Origin of the sequence: Streptomyces asiaticus (genome assembly GCF_018138715.1) — a bacterium.
GTDB classification, from domain to species: Bacteria; Actinomycetota; Actinomycetes; order Streptomycetales; family Streptomycetaceae; genus Streptomyces; species Streptomyces asiaticus.
Genome location: NZ_JAGSHX010000006.1, coordinates 40,373 through 64,432 on the forward strand (window position 1 = coordinate 40,373; position 24,060 = coordinate 64,432).

Below are 24,060 nucleotides of genomic sequence, written 5' to 3' on the forward strand. Positions count from 1 at the left end.
GTGTACGGCGTGCGAGAGCGTGCGCTCAGGCCGGTCCGAATTCCTGGTCGATGAAACTGAAGAGGTCGTCGGCCGCCGCGGACTCCAAACGATCAGCGATGGTGACCGGGGCCTTCTGCGCCGAGCCGGCCTGTGTCGGGCCGTCCGATGCCGGGGCGTCGGGAGGTGCCAGTTCCTTTCCGAGGTGTTCGGCGAGCGCGGCCGGGCTCGGGTAGTCGAAGATCAGGGTCGTGGGCAGTCGCAACCCGGTGGCCGCGTTCAGCCGGTTACGCAAGTCCACCGCGGTGTGCGAGACGAAGCCGAGGTCGAGGAAGCCGCGACCAGGCGCCACGGCTCCCGCTTCCCCGAGGCCGAGGATGGCCGCGGCGTGTTCCCGGACCGTCCGGAGCAGTACCCGCTGTCGCTCCCCGTGGCCGAGGCCCGACAGACGCTGTACCAGTGGCGCCCCTTCCGAACGGGAGGCTTCGGCGTGGGCGGGGACCGGCCGACGGACGCGTCCCTTCGGCTGGGCCGAACGCGGCGTGAACACCTCGCCGCTCCGTACGGCCACCTGTCCCTCTCCCGCCAGGACGGCCTGACGCAGGACATCGAGCGACGCCGCCGAATCGTCCACGTCCAGCAACACGAACCGCCCCCGATTCTCAGTCTGCGCGGAGCGCAGCAACTCCCACACCGGGGCCGCTGCCAGATCGCGGACGTCCTCACCCGCCTCGACGGCCACGGCATCCCGCGTCACCACCACCAACCGCGACTGAGCGAACCTCTCCTCCGCCAACCACTCCCGCACCACACCCAGAACCCCGCCCTCGGCACCACTGGCCGACGCCACCTCGCCGACGGCGGAACCGACGCACACCACCGCCACATCCGGCACCGCGTGCTCGCTCAGCGCGGCGAGATCCTTGAAGAGCTCCGCCCCCAACGGCTCGGCCAACCCGAAGACGTCCTCCCCCACCACAGCGCACCTCCGCGCTCCGCCCCCCAAAGCCCCAGGCAACGCGGCCGGCACCCACTCCACTCGGTACGGGCCCTCCCCCGCCCCCGCCGGGACCGTGAACTCCGCCTCCCGCACCGGTCGCATGACCAGAGCATCCACCGACGCCACCGGCATCCCCGCCGCGTCGGCCACCGCCATCGACAGCCCGCCATCACCATCCGGCGCCAGGCGCACCCGCACCACCGAAGCCGCGGCCGCGGCCGCATGCACGGACACACCACTCCACGCGAACGGCAACCGCACCCCGTCCCCGGCGCCGTCCACGCATGCCAGCCACGCGTACAACGCCGCGTCCAGCAGCACAGGATGCATCTTCAAGCGCCCCGTACTCGCCCCCTCCGGCAACTCCGCCTCGGCGAAGACCTCCTCCCTCCGGCGCCACACCGACCGCAGCCCGCGAAACGCCGGCCCATACGCGAGCCCCACACCCGCCAACCGCTCATACGTCCCGGCGAAGTCGACCATTTCCGCTCCCACCGGCGGCCATGCGCTCACATCCCCCAAGCCGCTCACGTTCCCCGAGCCGCTCGCCTCACCACCAACGCTCAGCAGACCCCGCGCATGGCGCGTCCACGAACCGCTGCCGCCATCACGGGCGTACACGCTCCATTCACGCCGGCCTTCCTCCCGCGGCCCGCCGACGACGAGCTGGACCTGGACCGCGCCCTCGTCAGCCAGCACCAGCGGCACCTCCAGCGTCAACTCCTCCAGCCGGCGACACCCCACCTCCTCCCCCGCCCGCAAGGCCATCTCCACCAATGCCGACCCCGGCACGACCACCCGCCCCAGCATCATGTGATCGGCAAGCCATGGCTGGGTGCGCGGGGACAAACGCCCCGTCAGCAAGAACCCGTCGGACTCGGGCAGCGGCACCGCCGCCCCCAGCAACGGGTGCTCCGTCGGCTCCAACCCCACCGAGGCCGCAGCACCGGATTCCGCAGCGACGCGCGAGTCGAGCCAGTACCGACGATGCTGGAACGCGTACGTCGGCAAGTCCACGCGCCGCGCTCCCGATCCCGCGAACACCGCCGGCCAATCCACCCCGGCGCCACCCACAAACGCCTCGGCCACGGATGCCAACAGCCGCTCAGGACCGCCCTCGCCACGGCGCAACGATCCCACCGCCGCGACGCCGACTTCACAGTCGTCGGCCGTCTCCTCCACGCCCATCACCAGCGCCGGATGCCCACTGGCCTCCACGAACACCCGGAAGCCCTCGCCCAGCAACACCCGCACCGTCTCGTCGAACCGCACCCTCCCGCGCAGGTTCCGATACCAATACCGCGCGTCCAATTCCACCGTGTCCAGCACACCGCCCGTCACCGTCGAATAGAACGGGACCGACGACGGCCGCGGAGCGATCCCGGCAAGACTCCGCTCGAGCTCGGCCTCGATCGCCTCGACGTGCGCACAGTGCGAGGCGTAATCCACCGACACCCGACGCGCTCGAACCCCCTCCGCCTCACACACCGCCAGCCATTCCTCAACCGCTTCCACATCACCCGACACCACCACCGACGCCGGCGCGTTCACCGCCGCCACCGACAACCGCTCACCCCACGCCGCCAACCGCTCCTCCACCGCTCCCACCGGCAGACTCACCGACACCATCGCCCCACGGCCTGACAGCGCCCGCAACGCACGACTGCGTACCGCCACCACCCGCGCGCCGTCCTCCAAGGACAAGCCGCCCGCCACCACCGCGGCCGCGATCTCCCCCTGCGAGTGCCCCACCACGGCCGACGGCACCACACCCAGCGAACGCCACGTCCCCGCCAGCGACACCATCACCGCCCACATCACCGGCTGCACCACGTCGACCCGGTCAAGCCACTCCGGCTCCTCGACACCTCGCACCACATCCAGCAACGACCAGTCAACCGACGGCGCCAGCGCCGCCGCGCATGTCCTCATCCACTCCGCGAACACCGGCGACGAATCCAGCAACTCGACCGCCATCCCCCTCCACTGCCAGCCCTGGCCAGGGAAGACGAACACCACTCTGTCGTCGGAGCCGACGACGGCACCGTGCGCCACGCCCGGGGCCTCCCGTCCCTCCGCCAGGGCGGACAGGCCGCGCGCCATATCGGCGCGGTCCGCGCCCAGGACCACCGCGCGACGGTCGAACACCGCGCGGGTGGTCGCCAGCGAGAAACCGACATCGCCCGTTGCCACCGCATCCGGGCCGGCGCCCTCGTCGACAAGCGACAGCAACCGCGCGGCCTGGTCCCGGACCGCCGCCTCGGACTTCGCCGACAGCACCCAGGGGGTGATACCACCGGCAGATACCGCCGGGGTGCTCGGCACGGGCTCGTCGTCCGGCTCGGCCTCCGCAGCCGCCTGTTCCGGTGCCTGTTCCGGTGCCTGTTCCAGAATGATGTGGGCGTTCGTTCCGCTCACGCCGAAGGAGGACACACCCGCCCGACGCGGTCGGCCGGTCTCGGGCCACGCGACGGGGTCGGCCAGCAGCCTCACCGAGCCCGCGGACCAGTCCACGTGCGGCGACGGCTCATCGACGTGCAGGGTCCGGGGCAACAGCCCGTGCCGCATGGCCAGCACCGTCTTGATGACGCCGGCCACGCCCGCGGCGGCTTGGGTGTGCCCGATATTGGACTTCACCGAGCCCAGCCACAACGGCCGGTCTCCATCCCGGTCGCGACCGTACGTGGCCAGCAGCGCCTGCGCCTCGATCGGGTCGCCCAACGTCGTACCCGTACCGTGCGCCTCCACGACGTCGACCTCACCCGCGGTCAGCCCCGCGTCCGCCAACGCCGCCCGGATCACCCGCTGCTGCGACGGCCCGCTCGGCGCCGTCAGGCCGTTGGAGGCGCCGTCCTGGTTCACAGCCGAACCCCGTACCACCGCCAGCACCTGGTGCCCCTGGCGTCGGGCCTCCGAAAGCCGCTCCACCACCAGTACGCCCACGCCCTCGGAGAAGCCGGCACCGTTGGCCGTCGCCGCGAACGCCTTGCAGCGTCCGTCAGGAGCGAGCCCGCCCTGGCGGGTGAACTCGGTGAACAGGCCGGGCGTGGCCATGACGGTCACCCCGCTGACGAGGGCGAGCGTGCACTCGCCGCTGCGCAGCGACTGTATGGCCAGGTGCAGGGCCACCAGCGAGGACGAACATGCCGTGTCCACCGTCATTGCGGGCCCCTCGAAGCCCAGCGCGTAGGACACCCGGCCGGAGAGCACACTGGCCGTGTTCCCGGTGATGACGTATCCCGCCGCCTCCTCGGGCACCTCGGGGCTCATGGCGAGGTAGTCCTGGCCGTTCGTCCCGGCGAAGACGGCGGTGCCGGTGCCCCTGAGCGCCAAAGGGTCGATGCCCGCCCGCTCCAGCGCCTCCCAGGACGTCTCCAGCAGCAGCCGCTGCTGCGGGTCCGTCGCCAGCGCCTCACGCGGCGACATCCCGAAGAAGTCGGCGTCGAAGTCGCCCGCGTCGTGGAGGAAACCGCCCTCGTCGGTATGGGACGTCCCGGCGCGGTCGGAGCCGGAGTCCGGGTCGTACAGGGCCGCCAGGTCCCAGCCACGGTCGGCGGGGAACGGGGTGATTCCCTCCCCACCCGTATCGAGCATCCGCCACAGGTCCTCGGGGGACCGGACGTCACCGGGGAATCGGCAGCTCATCCCGACGATGACCACGGGGTCCTGGTCCGTCGCCGGTTCTGCGGCCACGGGCGGGGCAGCCGCCGCCTCCGGGCCGGGGAGCAGTTCCGCGCGCAGGTGGGCCGCGAGCGCACGGGCGTTCGGGAAGTCGAAGGCCGAGGTGGGCGACAGGCGCAGGCCGGTCGCCGCGTTCAGGTGGTTGCACAGCTCGATGGCGGTCACCGAGTCGAGGCCGAGGTCTTTGAACGCGCGGGACGGATCAACCGCGTCGGCTCCCACGTGGCCCAGGACCGACGCCACGTGTTCACGTACCACGGCGAGCATCGCCGTCTCCTGTTCGGCCCGGGTCGCCAGACCGGCCAGCCTGCCGGCCGGGCCGTCGGGCGCGGCCGCCGCGTGTGTGCCGGGACCGGCCGCGTGGGCGAGCCTGCGTACGTCGGGCAGGTCGGCCAGGAAAGGGCTGGGGCGGGTGGCGGTGTAGGCCACATGGAACCTGTCCCATTCGACGTCCGCGATCACGACGTTGGGCTCGCCTTCGGCCACCGCGCCCGCCAGTGCCGACACCGCCAGTTCGGGGGCCATCTCCGGCAGGCCGTGCCGGCGCGCCACCGTGCCGATACCGCCCTCGGCCATGCCTTCCTCGGCCCAAGCGCTCCAGGCCACCGAGGACGCGGGTAGGCCGAGGCCGTGCCGGTGCTCGGCGAGGGCGTCGAGGTAGGCGTTGCCGGGCGCGTAGTTGCCCTGTCCGGAGGCGCCCAGGGTGCCCGCCACGGAGGAGAACAGCACGAACGCGTCCAGGTCCATGCCGAGGGTCAGCTCGTGCAGGTGCCAGGCACCGTCGGCCTTCACCCGCAGCACGCGGTCGATCTGCTCGGGGGTCAGCCGCTCCACGACCGCGTCGTCCAGGACCGCCGCGGTGTGGACCACCGCCGACAGCGGGCAGCCGTCGGACACGTCGTCGAGGAGCCGGGCGAGTGCCGTGCGATCGCTCACGTCGCAGGCGGTGATGGTCACCCGCGTGCCGGTGGCCTCCAGTTCCTCGCGCAGCGCGGAGGCGCCGGGCGCGTCCGGTCCACGGCGGCCGGCCAGCACCACGTGCTCGGCGCCCGACCTGGCCAGCCAGCGGGCCACCCGCGCGCCCAGACCACCGGTACCACCCGTGACCAGCACGGTGCCGCGCGGGCGCCACACCGCCCCCGGGCCGGGACGCGTGGCGCGGGCGAGGCGGCGGGCGAACATGCCGGAGGGACGGATCGCGACCTGGTCCTCGCCCTCGGCACCGGCCAGTACCGCCGCCAGCAGGCGACCCGCGCGTGTGTCCCACCGCTCCGGCAGGTCCACCAAACCGCCGAACCGCTCCGGGTGCTCCAGGGCCACGATCCGGCCCAGGCCCCACACCATCCGCTGGGCGGGGACGCCGACCTGTTCCCTGTCCGCGACGGCCACCGCACCGCGGGTCAGGCACCACAGGGGTGCGTTCACCCCCGCGTCGCCCAGCGCCTGGAACAGGGCGAGCGTCCCGGTCAGGCCCGCCCGGGAGACACCGGCTCCGGTGGGCGGCCCGTCAGCCAGGGACAGCAGCGACAACACACCGCGGTACTCGCCGCCCTCCGCCTGAACACCTCGCAGCATGTCGGCGATCCGGTCGCGGACGGCCCCGGCGGGCAGCTCGACCGTGACCGCGTCGCCTCCGTGGTCCCGCACCGCGGCCGCGGTCGGCCCCACGGCCTCCCCGGCGCGGCCCTCCGGGACGACCAGCAGCCAGGTGCCGGACAGCGTCGGCTGACGTGCCGTGCTCATGGGCACCCACCTGGTGCGGTAACGCCAGCCGTCCACCGTAGAGGTCACGAGCTGCCGCTGCCGCCAGGACTTCAACGCGGGCAGCAGGTGCGCAACCGACGCGTCGTCGACCTCCAGTGCGCCGGCCAGCGCCTCCGCGTCGCCGCCCTCGACGGCCTGCCAGAACGCCGCGTCGGCCGCGCTGCCCTCCGGCGGGGGCGCGGCGTCCGGCTCCCACCAGAACCTCTGGTGCTGGAACGCGTACGTGGGCAGATCGACGCGCCGCGCCCCCGAGCCGGTGTACGCCCGCGTCCAGTCCACCGGCACACCGTGGACGAACGCCTCGCCCAGGGACGTGAGCATACGTCGCGCACCGCCGTCGTCGCGCCGCAGCGAACCGACCACCACGGCGTCGCTTCCCGCGGCCTCCAGCGTCTCCCGCACGCTCGCGGTCAGCACCGGGTGCGCGCTGCACTCCACGAACGCCCCGAAGCCCTCACCGGCCAGCGCCCGGATCGCCTCTTCGAAACGCACCGTCTGCCGCAGGTTGCGGACCCAGTACTCGGCATCCGGGCCGCGCTCGCCGCCCAGCCAATCCCCGGTGACCGTGGAGAAGAAGGGCACGGTGAACGTCTGGGGCTCCACCGGCGCCAGATCGGCGAGAATCTGTTCGCGAACCTCATCGACCTGCCAGGAGTGCGAGGCATAGTTCACCGCGACACGCCTCGCCCTTGTTCCGTCGCGTTCACACCGCGCCAGCAGTACGTCCAGCGCCTCCGGCGTACCCGACACCACCGTGGACGACGGCCCGTTGACCGCCGCCACCGACACCGCCCCGCCCAGCGCCTCGATACGCCGCCGCACTTCGTCGACCGGTGACGCCACCGACACCATCCCGCCGCGCCCGGCCAGCCCGGTGCCGATCGCGCGGCTGCGCAACGCCGCCACCCGGGCACCGTCCCGCAGCGACAGGCCGCCCGCCACCACCGCGGCCGCGATCTCCCCCTGCGAGTGGCCCACCACGGCCGCCGGTTCGACACCGTACGAGCGCCACACCTCGGCCAGCGACACCATGACCGCCCACAGTGCCGGCTGGACCACCTCCACGCGCTCCAACGCATCGGCATCGTCGAGCACATCCAGCAGCGACCACTCCACGAACGAGGACAGCGCCACCGCGCACTCGCTCATCCGTGCGGCGAACGCCGTCGAGGACGTCAGCAGCTCCCGAGCCATTCCCACCCACTGCGCCCCCTGCCCCGGGAACACGAACACCGGGCGAGGCGTGATTCCGCCGTCTCGCGCCGCACCGCCCGTCGCGGTGGACTCGGCCACCGCCCTTACCCTTTTGAGGAGTTCCTCCCGCGAGCCGCCCGTCACGACCACGCGCCGCTCGTGAAGCGACCGTGAGGCGACCAGTGACATCCCGACGTCAACGGGCGACACCTCGGGGCGCGCCTCCAGGAAGGACGCGAGCCGTCGCGCCTGCCCGCGCAGCGCCGCCTCGCTCTTCCCCGACAGGACCCAGGGCATGACGGCGGGGGCGCCCTCTGGTTCTTCCGCCGGCGCTTCCGGCTTGTCCAGGGCCTCTTCGGCCCCTTCCGCCTCTTCCAGGATGACGTGTGCGTTGGTGCCGCTGATCCCGAACGAGGACACACCCGCCCGCCGCGGACGACCACCCCCGGCCCACGGACGCGCCTCGGTCAGCAGCTCCACCCCACCCACCGACCAGTCCACCTGCGGCGTCGGCTCCTCCACATGCAACGTCTTCGGCAACACCCCGTGCCGCATCGCCAACACCATCTTGATCACACCGGCCACACCCGCGGCCGCCTGCGTATGACCGATATTCGACTTCAACGACCCCAGCCACAATGGCCGATGCCCGCCCCGGTCCCGCCCATACGTGGCCAGCAGCGCCTGCGCCTCGATCGGGTCCCCCAGCCTCGTCCCCGTACCATGCGCCTCGACAGCGTCGACCTCATCCGCACCGAGCCCCGCACTCGCCAGCGCCGACCGGATCACCCGCTGCTGCGACGGACCGTTCGGCGCCGTCAACCCATTCGACGCACCATCCTGGTTCACCGCGGAACCACGCACCACGGCAAGAACCCGGTGCCCGTTCCGTCTGGCGTCCGACAACCGCTCCACCACCAGCACACCCACACCCTCACCCCACCCCGTACCATCCGCATCCGCCGAAAACGCCTTGCACCGGCCATCCGCCGACAACCCGCGCTGCCGGCTGAATTCAATGAACATGTCCGGAGAGGCCATGACCGTGACGCCGCCGGCGAGGGCCAGGTCGCACTCGCCGGAACGCAGCGCCTGACCAGCCAGATGCAGCGCCACCAGCGACGACGAACACGCCGTGTCCACCGTCACGGCCGGACCTTCCAGTCCGAGCGCGTAGGCGATGCGGCCGGACATCACGCTCGGCGTGTTACCGGTCAGCAGGTAACCGGCGAAGCCGTCAGCGGCCTGATGGGCACGTGGACCGTAGTAGTGAGTGGTGGCGCCTATGTAGGTGCCGGTCGCCGACTCGCGGCGCGATCGCGGATCGATTCCGGCTCGCTCCAGTGCCTCCCAGGACGTCTCCAGCAGCAGCCGCTGCTGCGGGTCCATCGCCAGCGCCTCACGCGGCGAAATCCCGAAGAACTCCGCGTCGAAGTCACCGGCTCCGGTGAGGAAGCCGCCGTTCCGTGTGTAGCTGGTGCCCCAGTGCCCGGGGTCCGGGTCGTAGAGGGCGTCCAGGTCCCAACCCCGGTCGGTGGGGTATCCGGAGATGGCGTCCTCGCCGGTGACGACCAGCTGCCACAGCTGTTCGGGCGTGCTCACCCCGCCGGGGTAGCGGCACGCCATGCCCACGATGGCCAACGGCTCCGCCGTCGCCTTCGCGACGCGGGTGACAGTCGCCTGTCGCTTTCCGGTGATCTCTTCATAGAGGTGGTGGGCGAGACCGCGCGGGGTCGGGTAGTCGAAGACCAGCCGGCCGGCGAGGGGCAGACCGGTGCGTGCGGCGAGACCGTCGGCCAGCTCCTGCGCCATCAGCGAGTCGAAGCCGAGGTCTTTGAACGTCAGCGTGGCATCGACCCGGCCGGTGTACTCCATGACCGACGCCGCCTGGTCGCACACCGCATCGAGGATGGCATCACGTTGTTCGGACTCGGACAGCCCGGCCAGAACAGCGGCGAGGCGTCCGTCGACCCGCCCCGCGTCCAACGCCGTTACCACCCCGGTCCCGTCGGTCTCCGGGACCTTCCGAGTGGGTTCGGCGACCGTCCGTTCCGGTGACGACTGGCTCTCGATCCAGTACCGCTCGCGCTGGAACGCGTAGGTGGGCAGGTCGACTTGTCGCGCCCCCACGAAGAACGGCTCCCAGTCGATCTCCTCACCCCGCACCCATAGGTGGGCCATCGCAGTGGTCGCGGTATGCGTCTCGTCCCGATCCCTGCGGCAGAACGGGACAGCGGCGACGTCGGGATGCGTCCGCTCGTCCTCGGTCCAGGCCCGGACCGACTCCTTGATCATGGGGGTGAGAACGGCGTCAGGGCCGATCTCCAGAAAGGTCGCCACCCCGTACTCACGCATCGTGGCAACCGCATCGGCGAACAACACCGTCCTGCGCACCTGGCGCACCCAGTACTCCGGATCCTGCAACACCCCCGGAGCGGCCACCCGCCCCGTGACACTCGACACCACCGGCACAGACTGATCGCGATACCCCACCGACCCCACAACCCGCCCGAACGACTCGAACATCGGCTCCATCAACGCCGAATGAGTCGCATGCGACACCGCCAGACGCCGCGTCCTCACCCCCAACCCCTCCAAGCGCCCCGCCTCGGCCAACACCGGCGCCACCGTCCCCGAAAGCACCACCGACTCAGGACCGTTCACCGCCGCGACCCCCACACCGTCACCCAAACGCACCGCATCCACCCCAGCTCCCACCGCCACCATCACGCCCTCGCCGATCGGCAACCCATGCATCAGCCACCCACGCGCCAGCACCACCCGAGCCGCGTCCCGCAACGACCACACACCCGCCACATAGGCCGCCACCAACTCGCCCAGAGAATGCCCCGCCACCACCGAGGGACGCACATCCCACGAACCCAGCAAACGCCACGAAGCCACCTCGAACGCGAACAACGCCGGCTGCGCCCACCCCGTCCCGGTCAACCCGTCAATACCGCCGGACATCACCTCCCGCAGTCGAGCCGAGAAATCCCCTCCAACCCCAAAAACCTCCTGAAGATCCTCCGAGAGCTCTATGTCAGCGGCCACGCCACCAGCGACCTCGTCAAAGACGCCCAACACCTCATCCAGCGCCGCGGCGAACGCACCAAAACCCGACAAGCCCTCACCCATGCCGACTCGCTGCGCCCCCTGCCCCGAAAACACCACCCCCATATCACCGTCCACCACCGAACCCGACACCACTCCCGGTCCACCGCCCCGTTCAGCCAGCCCCGACAACCCCTCGGCCAGCTCACCCCGGCCCGCGCCCATCACCACCGCGCGATGCCCGAAACACGACCGCGACGACACCAGCGACCAACCCACATCGACCACGTCCATGTCGCCGGCGCCCTCGACACATCGGGCCAGGCGGCGCGCCTGTCCGCGCAGCGCTTGCTCGGAGCGGCCGGAGACGATCCAGGGCACGACCGACGGATCCGTTCGGGTGCGCCCGCCGGTGCGCTCGTCCGCCGGTTCCGGCCGCCAGTCCGACAGCACGACATGGCAGTTGCTGCCGCCCATCCCGAAGGAGCTCACCCCCGCGACGAGTGGCTCGTCCGGCGCCGGGTCCCCGGGCCACGGACCGAGTTTCCGCTGCACCTGGAGGTTGAGTTCGTCCAGAGGAATCCGGGGGTTCGGTGTCTCGAAGTTCAAGCTGGCGGGCAGCAGTCGATGCTTGAGGGCCAGGACGGTCTTGATGAACCCGGCGATACCGCCCGCGCCGCTCAGGTGGCCGATGTTGGTTTTGATCGACCCGACCGCGAGCGGACGGCCGACCGGACGCCGACGGCCGATGGCCTCTCCCAGTGCGGCAGCCTCGACCGGGTCGCCCACCGGGGTTCCGGTTCCGTGCAGCTCGACGTAGCAGACGGCGGCCGGGGACAGCCCGGCATGCTCGTAGGCCCGGGTGAGGACGTCGGCCTGGGCGCCCACCGTCGGAGAGGTGAGCGTCTCACCCCTGCCGTCGTTGTTGGTCGCGCTGCCACGCACCAGGCACAGGATGCGGTCTCCGTCCTCGAGCGCGGCGCTCAGGCGCTTGAGCACGACGGCGCCTCCGCCCTCGCCCGGCACATATCCGTTGGCCTTGGCGTCGAACGTGTGGCAGCGGCCGTCCGGCGAGAGACCGCCCCAGCTTGCGGCGAGCAGCACACTTTCCGGCATCAGGTGCAGATTGACGCCGCACGCGATGGCCAGTTCCGACTCCCCGGACCGCAGGCTCTCGCAGGCCAGGTGCAGGGCCACCAAGGAGGAGGACTGTGCGGAGTCAATCGTGAGGCTCGGGCCACTGGCGCCGAGAAAAGCGGAGAGCCGGTTGGCGATAATGCCGCGCTGAATGCCCGGCAAGGTGTGGTGGGCGCCGAGTGCTTCGGCGTGACGCGTCAGCAGCTTCGCGTAGTCGTCCGCGTTCACGCCGACGAATGTGCCCAGTCGGCTGCCGCTGATCTCACTGGGGACCACGCGGGCGTCCTCAAGGGCTTCCCAGCCCAGTTCCAATACGAGTCGCTGTTGCGGGTCGACGAAAGGCGCCTCGCGGGGGGAAAGGCCGAAGAAGCCCGCGTCGAAGTCCGCCGGCCGGTCGAGAAAGGCGCCCCACCGAGGGGCTCCGTCGGAGGCCTGACCTGTCCAGCGGTCCGGCGGGACCTCCGTGACGGCGCTCTCGCCCGACGCCAACAGCTCCCACAGCCGCTGCGGGCTTTCCGCCCGCGGGAACCGGCAGGAGACGCCGATCACGGCTATCGCCGTGTCCGGGTCGACAGCGTCTCCGGCGCGGACCTCTCCAGGCGGGCCGACAGTGGTCATCGAGAGAAACCTCCAGCACCGGGCGTGCGGCCGAACGGAAACGAATTCAGAAGAAGCCCGGCGTGGAGTTCATGCTCTCGATATACCCGGCATCAACTGCCCTTAACTGTCCGACGCCACACCCGTCGGTGACATCGGCGATCACCGCCGTTACAGCACCGTCCTATGGGCATCAGCTTTCGCAGCCCATTGCCCACCGGGCCGTCGGATGGTAAATGTGACGGCAGCGCATGCCGAGTGTTCTGGTACCGGCTCGCCGATCCCGTCATCCGGTGAACCGCAGTCCGCAGAGCGGCTTCCCAGACCTGGTACATCACCCAGACTTTGCGCATCACACCCGAGCGCCGTCGGCCTCGGCCAATGAATCCGCCGTATCATCATGGAGGGCACAAAAGGTATGCCGAACTATGACGCCGTGGTTTCCGAGATTACGGAGATACGCTCGACCTATATCCGCGATCGTTTCGCTTTCGTCCCCGGCGCTCAGCTCACCAGGATCGTCAAGGGATTGGGTGCCACGGACGACGACCTCAAGAGCCTCACCACCGTCAGCGACGGGCTGAAGAGCGACCCGACCCTCCCGTTCCGAAAGACCAGGACCGGCCGCTTCGGTTTCGACCCATGGTCCATGCGGGTGCGGCGGCTCGAATTCCAGCCGTTCATGCTGTCCATGGAGGACGACTTCGTACGGCACGATTCCGGCCAAGTGCGCAACTTCGACGAGATTCAGAACGACCTACAGCTCAACACCGCCCTGCAAGCGCTTCTCGTCTTCAAGTTCATGGTCTTCGAAGGCGTGACGGTCACCCACCGGCCGAAACTGGACTACGACAGCGACCAGTGGATCTGCACCCTACTCAACGTGAGGACCATCACCGACGGTGACCTGATCGGTGAGCCGGCGCTCGAAGGGGTACACAGCGACGGCGTCGACCACACCATGACGACCTACCTGGGCAGCGAGAACATGACGGGCGACAGCGCCGTCACGTTCCTGCACGACATGCGCGAGGTGAACGGCACCCGATGGCACGACACGGACGCCGACCTGGTTCGCGCCAAGGCGCAGCACCGTGACTTCCTCGACACGTGCCTGATCGTCGACCACGAGAGCAAGCACAGCGTCTCGACCTTGTACGCCGCCGACAAGTCGAAGCCCGCCACACGAGATCTGCTGGCCTTCCTGACCCGCAAGCCGGTGGCCGAAGGACACCACTCGCACTCCTTCGATTCGCTCGAGCCGCACCGGGAGCTTCCCATGACGGTCGGCCTGCGCCTCCTCGACAGCACACCATCCAGGTAGCGGCCGCGCCGCGTCAGGCCGGAAGAGTCACGAGGCGGCCCACAAGTCGCGGAGGGATCGCTCCAGCGGCACCCGCGGGGACCAGCCCAGCAGACCGCGCGCGAGCCGGATGTCGGCCTGGGTCCACGCGCCACCCTTGCTGTGTACCGGGGCCTGCCCCTTCCGCACCAGGTGCGGGGGCACCCCCGACACGGAGACGAGAATTCCGGCGAGCTCCCGCATGCTGGTTGCGGTCCCTGAACCGATGTTGATCAGGCGCCCGGTCGCCCGTGTGCCCGCCGCCAGCACCACGGCCTCGGCGATGTCACGTACGTCGACGAAGTCGCGCTGGTCGTCGACGACGGTCAGGGTGAGCGGAGCGTCCTCGCTTGTGGCGCGCAGTTGGGCGGCGAGTCGGCCGAGGAAGCCGTGCAGCGGGGCGCCGGGTCCGCAGCCATTGGTGAGGCGGAGCACGCAGCCGTCCACGCGCCCCGCCTCCGTGGCGTCCAGGACGATTCGGCTGCCGGCCAGCTTGGTGCGCGCGTAGAGGCTGCCAGGGGCGGTCGGGTGGTCCTCCGCGATGGCCGTGCCCTCCGGGACGGGGCCGTACTCGTGCACGGTGCCGAGTTGCAGCAGCCTCGGCCGTCGGCGGAGCGTCGAGACGGCGCGCACCAGCTGGTCGACGAGCAGGACATGCTCGGCCGTCATCCGTTCCTCGCCGTCCGCCCCGATGTCGCCCGCCGCGTTGACGACGAGATCGGCGGAGCCCACGGCCTCGGCGATGTCCTCGACCGTCGCGGATGCCACGTCGAGCGGAAGGAAGCGGGCCCCGGGAATCGGTTGAACGGATTTTCTCGCCACGGCCAGGACGTCATATCCATGTGCGGCCAGCGCCGTGCAGATGTGCCGTCCCAGGAATCCGGTGCCGCCGATGACGACGGCGGAGCTCGCGTGCGCATCGTTCACGTCGTTCACCGTGCCCTGTCACCCCTGTCCACGTGCAGCGCCCGGCACGCCTCGTACGACGGCAGCACGTCGGCGCGGCGGGCCTCGGCCAGCGTCGGCGCGTCCCGGTCACGTGGGGAGACCAGGTACTCCGTGCCGTCGGGCCAGGGCAGCCCGAGCGCCGGGTCGAAGGCGTCGATCTCGTGCTCGGCGGCCGGGTCGTACTCCACCGACGTCACATAGGCGGCCACCGTGTTGTCCCGCAGGGCGATGAACGCGTGCCCGAGTCCCTCCTCCAGGTACACCGCACGGCAGGAGTCGGGGTTCAGCCGGGTGCTGTCCCAGCGGCCGAACGTGGGAGAACCCACCCGCAGGTCGACCACCACGTCGAGCAGTTCCCCGGCGGGGCAGGTCACCACTTTGGCCTGGCCGGGCGGTACGTCCTCATAATGCACACCGCGGACGACCCCGCGCCGGGAGAAGCTGTGGTGGACCTGGCCCAGGCGCAGCGGATACCCCACGGCTTCCGAGAAGGCGGTTTCGGTGTAGTGGGCGACGAACGCGCCGCGCTGGTCGCGGTGAACCTCGGGTACGAACTCGTAGGCGCCGGACACCGCCAGCTCTCGTACCTTCATCGGCGACGCTCCGCGGTGAGGTTTTCCAGTACGGGTACCAGATCGTGTGGGGTGGGCGCGTTCAGGTTCTCCTGGCGCAGGCGCTCGGCTCCGCTCTGGAAGGAGGGGTCCTTGACCAGCCGTTGCACGCTGTCGCGCAGGACGTCGGCCGTCAGCTCGGAGGCGTGAACGGCGAGTCCCGCACCGGCCTCGGACAGGCTTGTCGCTCTGTTCCACCAGTCGGCGTAGCGGATGGTGGGGATGAACTGGGGTACGGCGTTGGCGAGTGCCGTGCTCCAGGAGCCGAAGCCGCCGTAGTGGACGACGGCCGAGGCAGTGGGAAGCAGGGCGTGCAGGGGGACGAATTCGACGATACGGGTGTTGCCGGGGACCTTGGCGAGCTTCTCGGCTTCGTCGGGCGGCAGCGTGGCCACCACGTCAACGTCCATGTCGCCCAGCGTGTCGATCATGTCGGGAATCGGGAGGAGGGTACCGCCGACCACGGCACGCGTGGAGATGCCGGGAGTCAGGACGACGCGCGGGCGTTCGGGCGGCTCGTGCAGCCAGTCCGGGATCTCGGAGGGGCCGTTGTAGGGGAGGTAGCGGACCGGTATCCGCTCCACCGTCAACGGAAATTGGAGGGTGGTGGGTACCTGGTCGATGGTCCACTGGCCGACCACGACCTCTTCGTCGAACGAGCTGCCGTAGCGGCTGAGGTGCTTGCCGAGCCAGTCGGCCATCGGGTCTTCACGGCGCTCCCGCGGACGTTCCGCCTGGCGTTGGAGGAAGACGTCGCGCATCGCGGAGTGGTTGTCGAAACACCACAGCAGCCGGGCGTGGGCCGCGCCGACGACGCGCGCCGCCACCGGTCCTGCGTAGGTGAGGGGTTCCCAGATGACCAGGTCGGGTCGCCAGCGGCGGGCATACTCAACCAGGTCGGGGATCATGGGGTCGTTGTAGACCTGGTGCGAGAACATGACACTGACCCGGAGCTTCGCCAGCGCCTGCTCCCACGAGTGCGCTTCGAGGGTCGGGTTGGACCAGTCGGACAGCGGGTTCTCCAGCGAGCCGCGGTTCCGCGCCAGCATCTCGTGGAAGTTGTGGTCCTCACCGACACGGACCGCGGTCAGGCCCATGCTCTTGATGGCGCCCGCCAGCGCGGGGCTGCTGGCGACCTGGACGTCGTGGCCCGCGCCGGACAGGGACCAGGCAAGCGGCACCATGGACAGCAGATGCGACCTGTCAGAGAGGGTCACGAAAAGCACACGCATCGTCGGGCTCTCCTTCAGCCGATGGTCTGTCCGCCGCGGGTTCGCGCCGCGCACAGGGTGTCCGTGATCGCCGCGGCCACCGCTGTCCCGTGCTCGGCGACATAGAAGTGGCCCCCGGGGAAGACGCGCAGGTCGAAGCTGCCCGCGGTGTGCTCCCGCCAGCTCGCCGCCTCCTCGACCGAGACGTGGTCGTCGGCTTCGCCGGTGAGTGCGACGATGTCGCACCGCAGTGCCGTGCCGGGCTCTGTCCTGTAGGTCTCGGACGCCTTGTAGTCGCTGCGGATCGACGGCAGGGCCAATTGCAGCAGTTCGCGTTCGTCGAGGATCTGCGCGTCGGTGCCACTGAGCCGTCGCAGCTCGGCGACAAGCCCGGCGTCGTCGAGACGGTGGATGTCCCGGCCGCGCTGGAGCGAAGGCGCGGGCCTGGCGGAGGCGAAGAGCGCCAGGGGTGTGATCCCCAGCTCTCGTTCGAGCAGCATGGCCAGTTCGAATCCGACGGCGGCGCCCATGCTGTGACCGAACAGCGCGACGGGACGCTTGGCGGCGAGCGGCTTCAGCACATCGAAGACGGCTCGCGCCATCTCGGGGACGCTCTCGATGCACGGCTCGCTCAGCCGGTCCTGTCGCCCCGGGTACTGGACGACCACGGCCTCCACAGTCGAAGGCAGCAGCTCGGAGAGCGGGAAGTAGAAACTCGCGGTTCCCCCGGCGTGCGGCAGACACACCAGGCTGATATCGGCCTCCGGGTTCGGATGGAACCTGCGGAACCACCGGCTCTCACCGGCAGTGGGCAACGCCATGGCTCTCGTCATTCCCTTCTCTGGTGTTCCTGTCCTCTCGTGGACGAGAGATTCCCTCAGCTTCGAGAGTTCCCTTCCGCGCGCCCACCCACTATCTACTCACCTTCAGTGGCTCCCACCAATCGCGCCGCCCCGCATACCATTTCACGGTATCCGCCAGGCCCTCCTCGAGGGACACGGCGGGCCGGTAGCCGAGTTCGCCGGAAATCTTGGTGATGTCCAGCGAATAGCGACGGTCATGTCCCTTTCTGTCCGGCACCTTCCGCACCATCGACCAGTCGGCGCCGAGCAATGCGAGTATTCTCTCCGTGAGCTCCCGATTGGCCAGTTCCGTACCACCGCCGATGTTGTACACCTCCCCCGCCAGGCCCCTATCCGCGACCAGGGCGACGCCCCGGCAGTGGTCTTCGACATGCAACCAGTCCCGCACGTTCGCGCCGTCGCCGTACAGCGGCACCGGCTCACCATCCATGAGGTTGGTGATGAACCGCGGGATGGCCTTCTCCGGATGCTGGTAGGGACCGTAATTATTGGCGCACCGGGTCACGCACACGGGAAGCCCGTGGGTGCGGTAAAAGGCCCGTGCCAGGAGATCGGACGATGCCTTGGACGCGGAATAGGGAGAGTTGGGATCGAGTGGTTCGTGCTCGGTCCAAGAACCCCGGTCGATAGAGCCGTACACCTCGTCCGTGGAGACGTGGACGAATTTCGCCACCTCGGCTTCGGCCGCCGCCTCAAGGAGAGTGTGTGTGCCCAGCACATTGGTCCTGACGAACTCCTCGGCGCCCGCTATGGAACGGTCGACGTGCGATTCGGCGGCGAAGTGGACTACCTGGTCGGCCCCGCGCAACAGGTCGTTGACGAGCGCCGCGTCGCAGATATCACCCCGCACGAAGCGCAGCCGGGGACTGGTGGCAACTTCCGCCAGGTTGGCCTCGTTGCCGGCGTAGGTGAGCTTGTCGACCACCACCACCTCCGCGTCCACCAGGGCCTCGTACGCCCCTGTCAGTGCCTGACGGACGAAGTGCGAGCCGATGAAGCCCGCGCCGCCAGTCACGACTATGCGCATGAGTTCTTCCCCTCAGCGGTTTTCGGCCGTGATGTCCATGAGATACTTTCCGTAGTCCGTGTGTCGCAGTTGTTCGCCGAGCTCGTAACAGGCCGCGGCGTCGATGAACCCCATGCGGAAGGCGATCTCTTCGAGACAGGCGATCCGCACTCCTTGGCGCTGTTCGAGGAGCTGGACGTACTGTCCGGCCTGGAGCAGCGAATCATGCGTTCCGGTGTCGAGCCAGGCGAAGCCGCGGCCCAGGCTGATCAGCCTGGCTTTCCCGCGCTCCAGATAGACCCGGTTGACGTCGGTGATCTCCAGTTCGCCGCGCTCGGACGGCCGGATATTCTTGGCGATGTCCACGACGTCGTTGTCATAGAGATAGAGTCCGGTGATCGCCAGATTTGACGTGGGCTCCGCCGGCTTCTCCTCCAGGTGGATCAGCCGGCCCCGCTCGTCCATGGTGCCAACGCCATAGCGCTCCGGGTCCTTGACCGGGTAGCCGAAGAGCACGCAGCCGTCGATGTTGCCTGCCTCCCGGTGCAGCATCCTCGAAAAACCGGGACCATGGAAGATGTTGTCCCCGAGCACGAGTGCCACGGGCTCGTCCCCGATGAATTCCGCACCGATGACGAAGGCTTCGGCGATTCCGTTCGCCGCACGCTGCTCCGCGTACTCGATCGACATCCCCAGTTGGCTGCCGTCGCCCAGGAGCACACGGAACAAGTCCAGATGGCGCGGAGTCGATATGACGAGGATTTCCCTGATCCCGCCGAGCATGAGCACCGACAGCGGATAGTAGACCATCGGCTTGTTGTAGACGGGCAGGATCTGCTTCGACACCGCATGCGTCAATGGATGCAGCCGGGTACCGCTCCCGCCCGCGAGGACTATCCCCTTCATGCCGTAACGCGCGCCGAGGACGGGCTCAGCCGCCCATCGCCTCGATCAGGCTCTTGGGCCGCATGTCCGTCCAGTTCTCCTCGATGTACGCCAGGCACGCTTCACGGGTGTCCTTGCCGTGGGCGACATGCCAGCCCTCGGGCACGTCCGCGAAGGCGGGCCACAGCGAATGCTGCCCCTCGTCGTTGACCAGCACCAAGAACTCGGCGTCGGGGTCGTCGAAAGGATTCACGCCAGTCTCTGCCTCTCATGCCGTCCTGCGGTGGACAGGCCACCTGAACGCCACCATCCTCACGTGCCCCGGCGGGAGGGGCGTCCGCGAGAGCCACAGTTACAGGTCCCGTCACACCCTGAACCGGTGCCAGGCAATCCCTCCTATGGCACTCTTGCTGCGCAACAGCCGCCGCAAGATCCGCCCTTTGTACCCACCGTTGGGTGGCGGCGCGGTGCCGATGTCGCGCACCAGGCGGCCCGCGGATCGCCGAGCGCTCGGCGGCCGTGTATCCCGGAACGAGTAGAGGCGGAGTCGATGACCGCGACAGGTCTGATGTTGCCGTCCCGCACCGCGGAGCCCCGTAGCGTGTCGAGGCTTGCCGCTTCCGCCGCCGCGGTCGACGGCGGGGTGATGAGTAACCCGGAGGTGCTGGCGTGGCTCGACAGACGTCGTCGCGAGCACGCGCAGCGAGTGGAGCGGGTGCCGTTCGCCGCCTTGCGCGGCTGGGGCTTCGACGAACGGACGGGCGATCTGCGGCACGCGAGCGGACGGTTCTTCTCGGTGCACGGGCTGCGGGTGCGATCGGACTTCGGCCCGGTGTCCGCATGGTCGCAGCCGATCATCCGACAGCCGGAGATCGGCCTTCTCGGCATCGCGCTGCGGGACTTCGACGGTGTGCCGCATCTGCTGATGCAGGCGAAGCCCGAACCGGGGAACGTCAACGGCGTGCAGCTGTCGCCGACGGTGCAGGCGACCAAGAGCAACTACTCGCGGGTGCACGGTGGTTCCGCCGTCCCCTATCTGAAGCTCTTCCGCCGCGCGGCACCCGAATCCGTCGTCGCGGACGTTCTACAGTCGGAACAGGGCTCGTGGTTCCTGCGCAAGCGCAATCGCAACATGGTCGTGGAGGTCGGCCCCGAGGCCGAGGCGGGTGAGGACTTCGCCTGGCTGACGCTGGGACAAGTCCACGCGCTACTGCGGCAGGACAACCTGGTCAACATGGACGCGCGGACTGTCCTGTCCTGCCTTCCGGACTGGCGGCAGGAGGACACGCGGCGGGCGCTCCACACGGACCGGGAGATCCGTAGCTGGATCACGCGGCGCCGGGCCGAGCACGAGGTCGAGGTGGTGCCGATCGGCCTCGCGGAGACCGCGGGCTGGCACCGCACCGCGGACGAGGTGGCCCATGAGCGGGCGCTGTACTTCAAGGTGGTGGCGGTCGATGTCTCCTCGCGCCGGCGTGAGGTGCCCTCCTGGTCCCAGCCGCTGCTCGAACCGCACGGCACTGGAGTCGTGGCCCTGTTCGTCCGCCGTGTCGGCGGTGTACCGCACGCGCTGCTGCGGGCGCGGGCGGAGCCGGGATTCCTCGACGTGGTCGAGCTCGGCCCCACGGTGCAGTGCGTGCCGGAGAACTACACCCATCTGCCCGCCGCCGACCAGCCGCCCTATCTCGCCGAGGCACTGGCCCGCGCCGACGGCGCCGCCTACGACGTGGTCCTGTCGGAGGAAGGCGGCCGGTTCCGGAACGCCCAGAGCCGTTATCTGATCATCGAGGCGGAGAGCGACCTCCCCACCGTATCGGACGATTTCCGTTGGGTGACACCATGTCAGTTGGACGAACTGCTCCACTACAGTCATCACGTGAATGTGCAGGCCAGGACCCTGGTGGCGGCACTGCGGGCGTTGTGAGCCCGGCCAGAGTCCGGCCATTGCGGCTGGGGGCGCTCGCCACGTCGTCGATCGCCCGCAGGCGCGTGCTACCCACCGCGGTGAGCATGCCGGAGGTCGATCTCATCGCGGTCGCCGGCAGGTGCGTGGAGAAGGCGGGCCGTTTCGCCGAGCAATTCGGCTGTGCGGCGGAGACGGACTACGCGGCGCTGCTGAAGCGCCCGGACGTGGAGGCGGTGTACATCTCGACGCCGACGGCGCTGCACCGCGCGTGGGCGGACCGCGCGCTACGCGCCGGCAAGCATGTGCTGGTCGAGAAGCCGATCGGGGTGAACGCCGACGAGGCACGCCAGTTGTACTCCCTCGCGCGGGAGCGCGGTCTGGTGCTGCGGGAGAACTTCATGTTCCCGCACCATCCGCAACACGCGTTCGCCGCCGACCTGGTGCGGCGCGGACGGATCGGCACTCCGAGCACGTTCCAGGCGTCCTTCTGCATTCCGCCGCTCCCCGCTGACGACATCCGGTACGCACCCGGCCTCGGCGGCGGGGCACTGCTCGACGTGGGCGTCTATCCGTTGCGCGCCGCGGCGCTGCTGCTGGGGCCCGGGCTGCGGGTGGCGGGGGCGACGCTGCGCACGCGTGCCTCGGACGGGCTCGACCTGTCGGGGCAGGCGTTGCTGATCTCGCCTTCTGGGGTACTGGCCCAAGTGACGTTCGGCTTCGAGCACGTGTACGCGTCGTCGTACACGCTGTGGGGAGACCGGGGTCGACTGTCGGTGACGCGCGCGTTCACTCCGCCCGCGGCTCACCAGCCGGTGCTGGTGCTGGAGGAGCAGGACCACGAGGAGCGGTTCACGCTGTCGGCGTCCGACCAACTGCGCGTCTGTCTCGAGGACTTCGTGGCCGCGGTGCGCGGGGGCGAAGTGGGCGACGGGAGCGCGGAGGCCGACAAGCGGAGAGACGCGGTCGCCCTGCTGGAGTGCGTGGACGAAGTGCGCAGACAAGCCGTGCGCGTCATGACCGATGACCGATGACCGCTTATAGGCGCTGGCCGCGGCGAGGAGCGAGCAGCGGAGGGAGTCGGACATCTGGCGGCGCGGGCTACAGCTCGATGTGGAGTCCGGCCACGGCACGCGTGCGGGTACGCGGCGGCACGGTCGGGGTCGGCCCCTCTCCCTCGGCGCGCCGCGCCGCGCCGCCGTGGCCACGGACCCGCAGCGCCTACTTGCCGCGCCCGGTGACGAAGTCGCGTGCTCGGTCCACCAGCCCCGCTCCGGGGGCGAGCAGCTTGTTACCCGGCGGAGTGTCCGGAGCGCTGGGATGCGGCCGGGTGGGGGCGGTCTTCTTCGCGCGACGAACCCTCTCCCCCAGTTCGCTCAGTTCATTCTTGTCACACGCTTGCCGAAGCTGGACGAAGAGATTCTGTTCCTCGTCCTGGACGTGACTGGTGACCTCTGCTTTCAGCTTCGTGACGAGCTCGTCGAAGTCGACGGCGTCCGCCCCGCGCCCCTCCAGTTCCTTCAGCAGCTTTTCGACACGGGAATGGTCGGCGATCTCCTTGTCGGCGACCGCGTCTCCTCCGGCCAAGTGACGGCGGACGGCGGGATAGAGATGCTCTTCCTCAGCGACTGAATGTCGCACCAATTCGATGGTCACCTTGTCCAGCAGCCGCTTGCGCTCGGAACTTCCCGGAGCGGCGGCCTGAAGCTCTTCAAAGAGCGCATCAACCTCACGGTGGTCGGTGGTCAGTTCGTCGATGACATCCCCGCCATGTCCCACTACCATCACAGCCCTTCACTGTCCCTGACACCTATGGCGCCTGTCGCGTCACGGCCGGGTTCCCTCGATTCCCATCCGCTAACAAGCCTGCCGCCAGGGTTTCGGACGTCCGATGGTTTGCACGTGTTGCCGAGGGGAACTCAGGGCACCCGATCTTCTGGTTTCGGAGGCCATCACATGAGCGGACAGGACCAGCGTCATCCAGGGAAGCGCTACCCTCAGCCCGAATTTCCGCGGCAGGACCAATCCCATCCCGGCGCCACGGACCACATGGAGCCGCGGCCCGACCACGGAGAAGGCAGCTACCAGGGCCGTGGCCTGCTTGAGAACCGACATTCTCTGATCACCGGCGGTGACTCCGGGATCGGGCGGGCCGTAGCCCTCGCATTCGCCCGTGAGGGCGCCGACGTCGTTTTCAGCTATCTGCCCGAGGAAGAAAAAGACGCCCAGGAGACGGCACGTCTGATCAAAGAGGCCGGGCGCCGCGCCGTTCCGGTGTCCTGCGATATCCGTAATGAATCCGAGTGCAGGGACTTGGTGGACCGCGCGGTCGACGCCTTCGGCTCGATCGACATCCTCGTCAACAATGCCGCCTTCCAAATGGCACAGTCGGGAGGGCTCGAAGACATCACCACCGAGCAGTTCGACCGCGTGATGCGCACGAATCTGTACGGGATGTTCTGGCTCTGCAAGATGTCCCTGCCGCATATCCCGGAAGGTGGCAGCATCATCAATACCACCTCGGTGCAGGCGTACAAGCCCAGCCCCCATCTGCTCGACTACGCCACGACCAAGGGAGCCATCGTGACCTTCACGCAGGGCCTGGCCGGCAATCTGGCGGAACGCGGCATCCGGGTGAACGCCGTGGCCCCCGGCCCCGTGTGGACGCCGCTGATCCCCGCCACCTTGCCCGACACCTCGCAATTCGGCGAGCAAAGCCCCCTGGGGCGTCCGGCCCAGCCGGCCGAGATGGCCCCCGCGTACGTTTTCCTGGCCTCGCAGCAGGCCAGCTACGTCACCGCCGAAATCCTCAATGCCACCGGCGGCACGCCCCTGCCTTAGTTCCGGCCCTGCCCCGCGTCATCGGACACGTAGGAGTGCTCGAC

13 protein-coding genes are annotated in these 24,060 nt (G+C 69.5%); 4 read left to right on the forward strand and 9 right to left on the reverse strand.

Going from position 1 to position 24,060, the window contains the following annotated elements; all coding sequences use genetic code 11:
- Positions 1-25 precede the first annotated feature (25 nt).
- Entirely contained in the window at positions 26-12,427 is a 12,402-nt protein-coding gene (locus KHP12_RS07930) for a type I polyketide synthase (RefSeq protein WP_211832171.1), read from the reverse strand.
- A 397-nt stretch (positions 12,428-12,824) separates the two neighbouring features.
- On the opposite strand from KHP12_RS07930, the gene KHP12_RS07935 reads away from it, so the two are divergent.
- Entirely contained in the window at positions 12,825-13,730 is a 906-nt protein-coding gene (locus KHP12_RS07935) for a 2OG-Fe dioxygenase family protein (RefSeq protein ID WP_037956671.1), read from the forward strand.
- A 27-nt stretch (positions 13,731-13,757) separates the two neighbouring features.
- Here the strand turns inward: KHP12_RS07935 and KHP12_RS07940 are convergent, their stop codons facing one another.
- The 7 genes from KHP12_RS07940 to KHP12_RS07970 form a co-directional block, all read right to left on the reverse strand.
- Positions 13,758-14,675 (reverse strand): NAD-dependent epimerase/dehydratase family protein, encoded by a 918-nt coding sequence (locus KHP12_RS07940; protein ID WP_211832174.1) that lies wholly within the window; start codon positions 14,673-14,675, stop codon positions 13,758-13,760.
- Between the two features lie 5 nt (positions 14,676-14,680).
- Positions 14,681-15,289 (reverse strand): dTDP-4-dehydrorhamnose 3,5-epimerase family protein, encoded by a 609-nt coding sequence (locus KHP12_RS07945; protein ID WP_211832185.1) that lies wholly within the window; start codon positions 15,287-15,289, stop codon positions 14,681-14,683.
- A complete protein-coding gene (locus tag KHP12_RS07950) occupies positions 15,286-16,539 on the reverse strand; it encodes an activator-dependent family glycosyltransferase (protein WP_086881245.1) in 1,254 nt (417 codons plus the stop codon). The genes KHP12_RS07945 and KHP12_RS07950 overlap by 4 nt, the downstream gene beginning before the upstream one ends.
- A gap of 14 nt (positions 16,540-16,553) precedes the next feature.
- Complete coding sequence (locus tag KHP12_RS07955) at positions 16,554-17,339, reverse strand: thioesterase II family protein (protein ID WP_086881246.1); 786 nt, start codon at positions 17,337-17,339, stop codon at positions 16,554-16,556.
- Between the two features lie 91 nt (positions 17,340-17,430).
- Entirely contained in the window at positions 17,431-18,408 is a 978-nt protein-coding gene (rfbB, locus tag KHP12_RS07960; protein ID WP_086881247.1) for a dTDP-glucose 4,6-dehydratase, read from the reverse strand.
- A 12-nt stretch (positions 18,409-18,420) separates the two neighbouring features.
- Positions 18,421-19,293 (reverse strand): glucose-1-phosphate thymidylyltransferase RfbA, encoded by an 873-nt coding sequence (rfbA, locus tag KHP12_RS07965; protein WP_086881248.1) that lies wholly within the window; start codon positions 19,291-19,293, stop codon positions 18,421-18,423.
- Between the two features lie 25 nt (positions 19,294-19,318).
- Positions 19,319-19,525: an MbtH family protein gene (locus KHP12_RS07970; protein ID WP_037956655.1), complete on the reverse strand. Its 207-nt coding sequence runs from the start codon at positions 19,523-19,525 to the stop codon at positions 19,319-19,321.
- A gap of 297 nt (positions 19,526-19,822) precedes the next feature.
- Between KHP12_RS07970 and KHP12_RS07975 the strand changes: the two genes are divergently transcribed.
- Together KHP12_RS07975 and KHP12_RS07980 are read left to right on the forward strand one after the other, a co-directional pair.
- Complete coding sequence (locus tag KHP12_RS07975) at positions 19,823-21,196, forward strand: NDP-hexose 2,3-dehydratase family protein (protein ID WP_211832188.1); 1,374 nt, start codon at positions 19,823-19,825, stop codon at positions 21,194-21,196.
- Positions 21,193-22,209, forward strand: coding sequence for a Gfo/Idh/MocA family protein (locus KHP12_RS07980; RefSeq protein ID WP_308016719.1), 1,017 nt, complete (start codon positions 21,193-21,195; stop codon positions 22,207-22,209). Before KHP12_RS07975 ends, KHP12_RS07980 begins: the two co-directional genes overlap by 4 nt.
- Before the next feature lie 187 nt (positions 22,210-22,396).
- On the opposite strand, the gene KHP12_RS07985 is transcribed toward KHP12_RS07980, so the two are convergent.
- Entirely contained in the window at positions 22,397-22,954 is a 558-nt protein-coding gene (locus KHP12_RS07985) for a hemerythrin domain-containing protein (RefSeq protein WP_086881260.1), read from the reverse strand.
- Between the two features lie 177 nt (positions 22,955-23,131).
- On the opposite strand from KHP12_RS07985, the gene KHP12_RS07990 reads away from it, so the two are divergent.
- Positions 23,132-24,016: an SDR family oxidoreductase gene (locus KHP12_RS07990; protein WP_086881251.1), complete on the forward strand. Its 885-nt coding sequence runs from the start codon at positions 23,132-23,134 to the stop codon at positions 24,014-24,016.
- The last annotated feature ends 44 nt before the right edge of the window (positions 24,017-24,060 follow it).

Coding starts and splice junctions, on each gene's coding strand:
- KHP12_RS07930 (WP_211832171.1), bottom strand. CDS start 12,427: ATGACCACTGTCGGCCCGCCTGGAGAGGTCCGCGCCGGAGACGCTGTC.
- KHP12_RS07935 (WP_037956671.1), top strand. CDS start 12,825: ATGCCGAACTATGACGCCGTGGTTTCCGAGATTACGGAGATACGCTCG.
- KHP12_RS07945 (WP_211832185.1), bottom strand. CDS start 15,289: ATGAAGGTACGAGAGCTGGCGGTGTCCGGCGCCTACGAGTTCGTACCC.
- KHP12_RS07950 (WP_086881245.1), bottom strand. CDS start 16,539: ATGCGTGTGCTTTTCGTGACCCTCTCTGACAGGTCGCATCTGCTGTCC.
- KHP12_RS07955 (WP_086881246.1), bottom strand. CDS start 17,339: ATGGCGTTGCCCACTGCCGGTGAGAGCCGGTGGTTCCGCAGGTTCCAT.
- rfbB (WP_086881247.1), bottom strand. CDS start 18,408: ATGCGCATAGTCGTGACTGGCGGCGCGGGCTTCATCGGCTCGCACTTC.
- rfbA (WP_086881248.1), bottom strand. CDS start 19,293: ATGAAGGGGATAGTCCTCGCGGGCGGGAGCGGTACCCGGCTGCATCCA.
- KHP12_RS07975 (WP_211832188.1), top strand. CDS start 19,823: ATGACCGCGACAGGTCTGATGTTGCCGTCCCGCACCGCGGAGCCCCGT.
- KHP12_RS07990 (WP_086881251.1), top strand. CDS start 23,132: ATGAGCGGACAGGACCAGCGTCATCCAGGGAAGCGCTACCCTCAGCCC.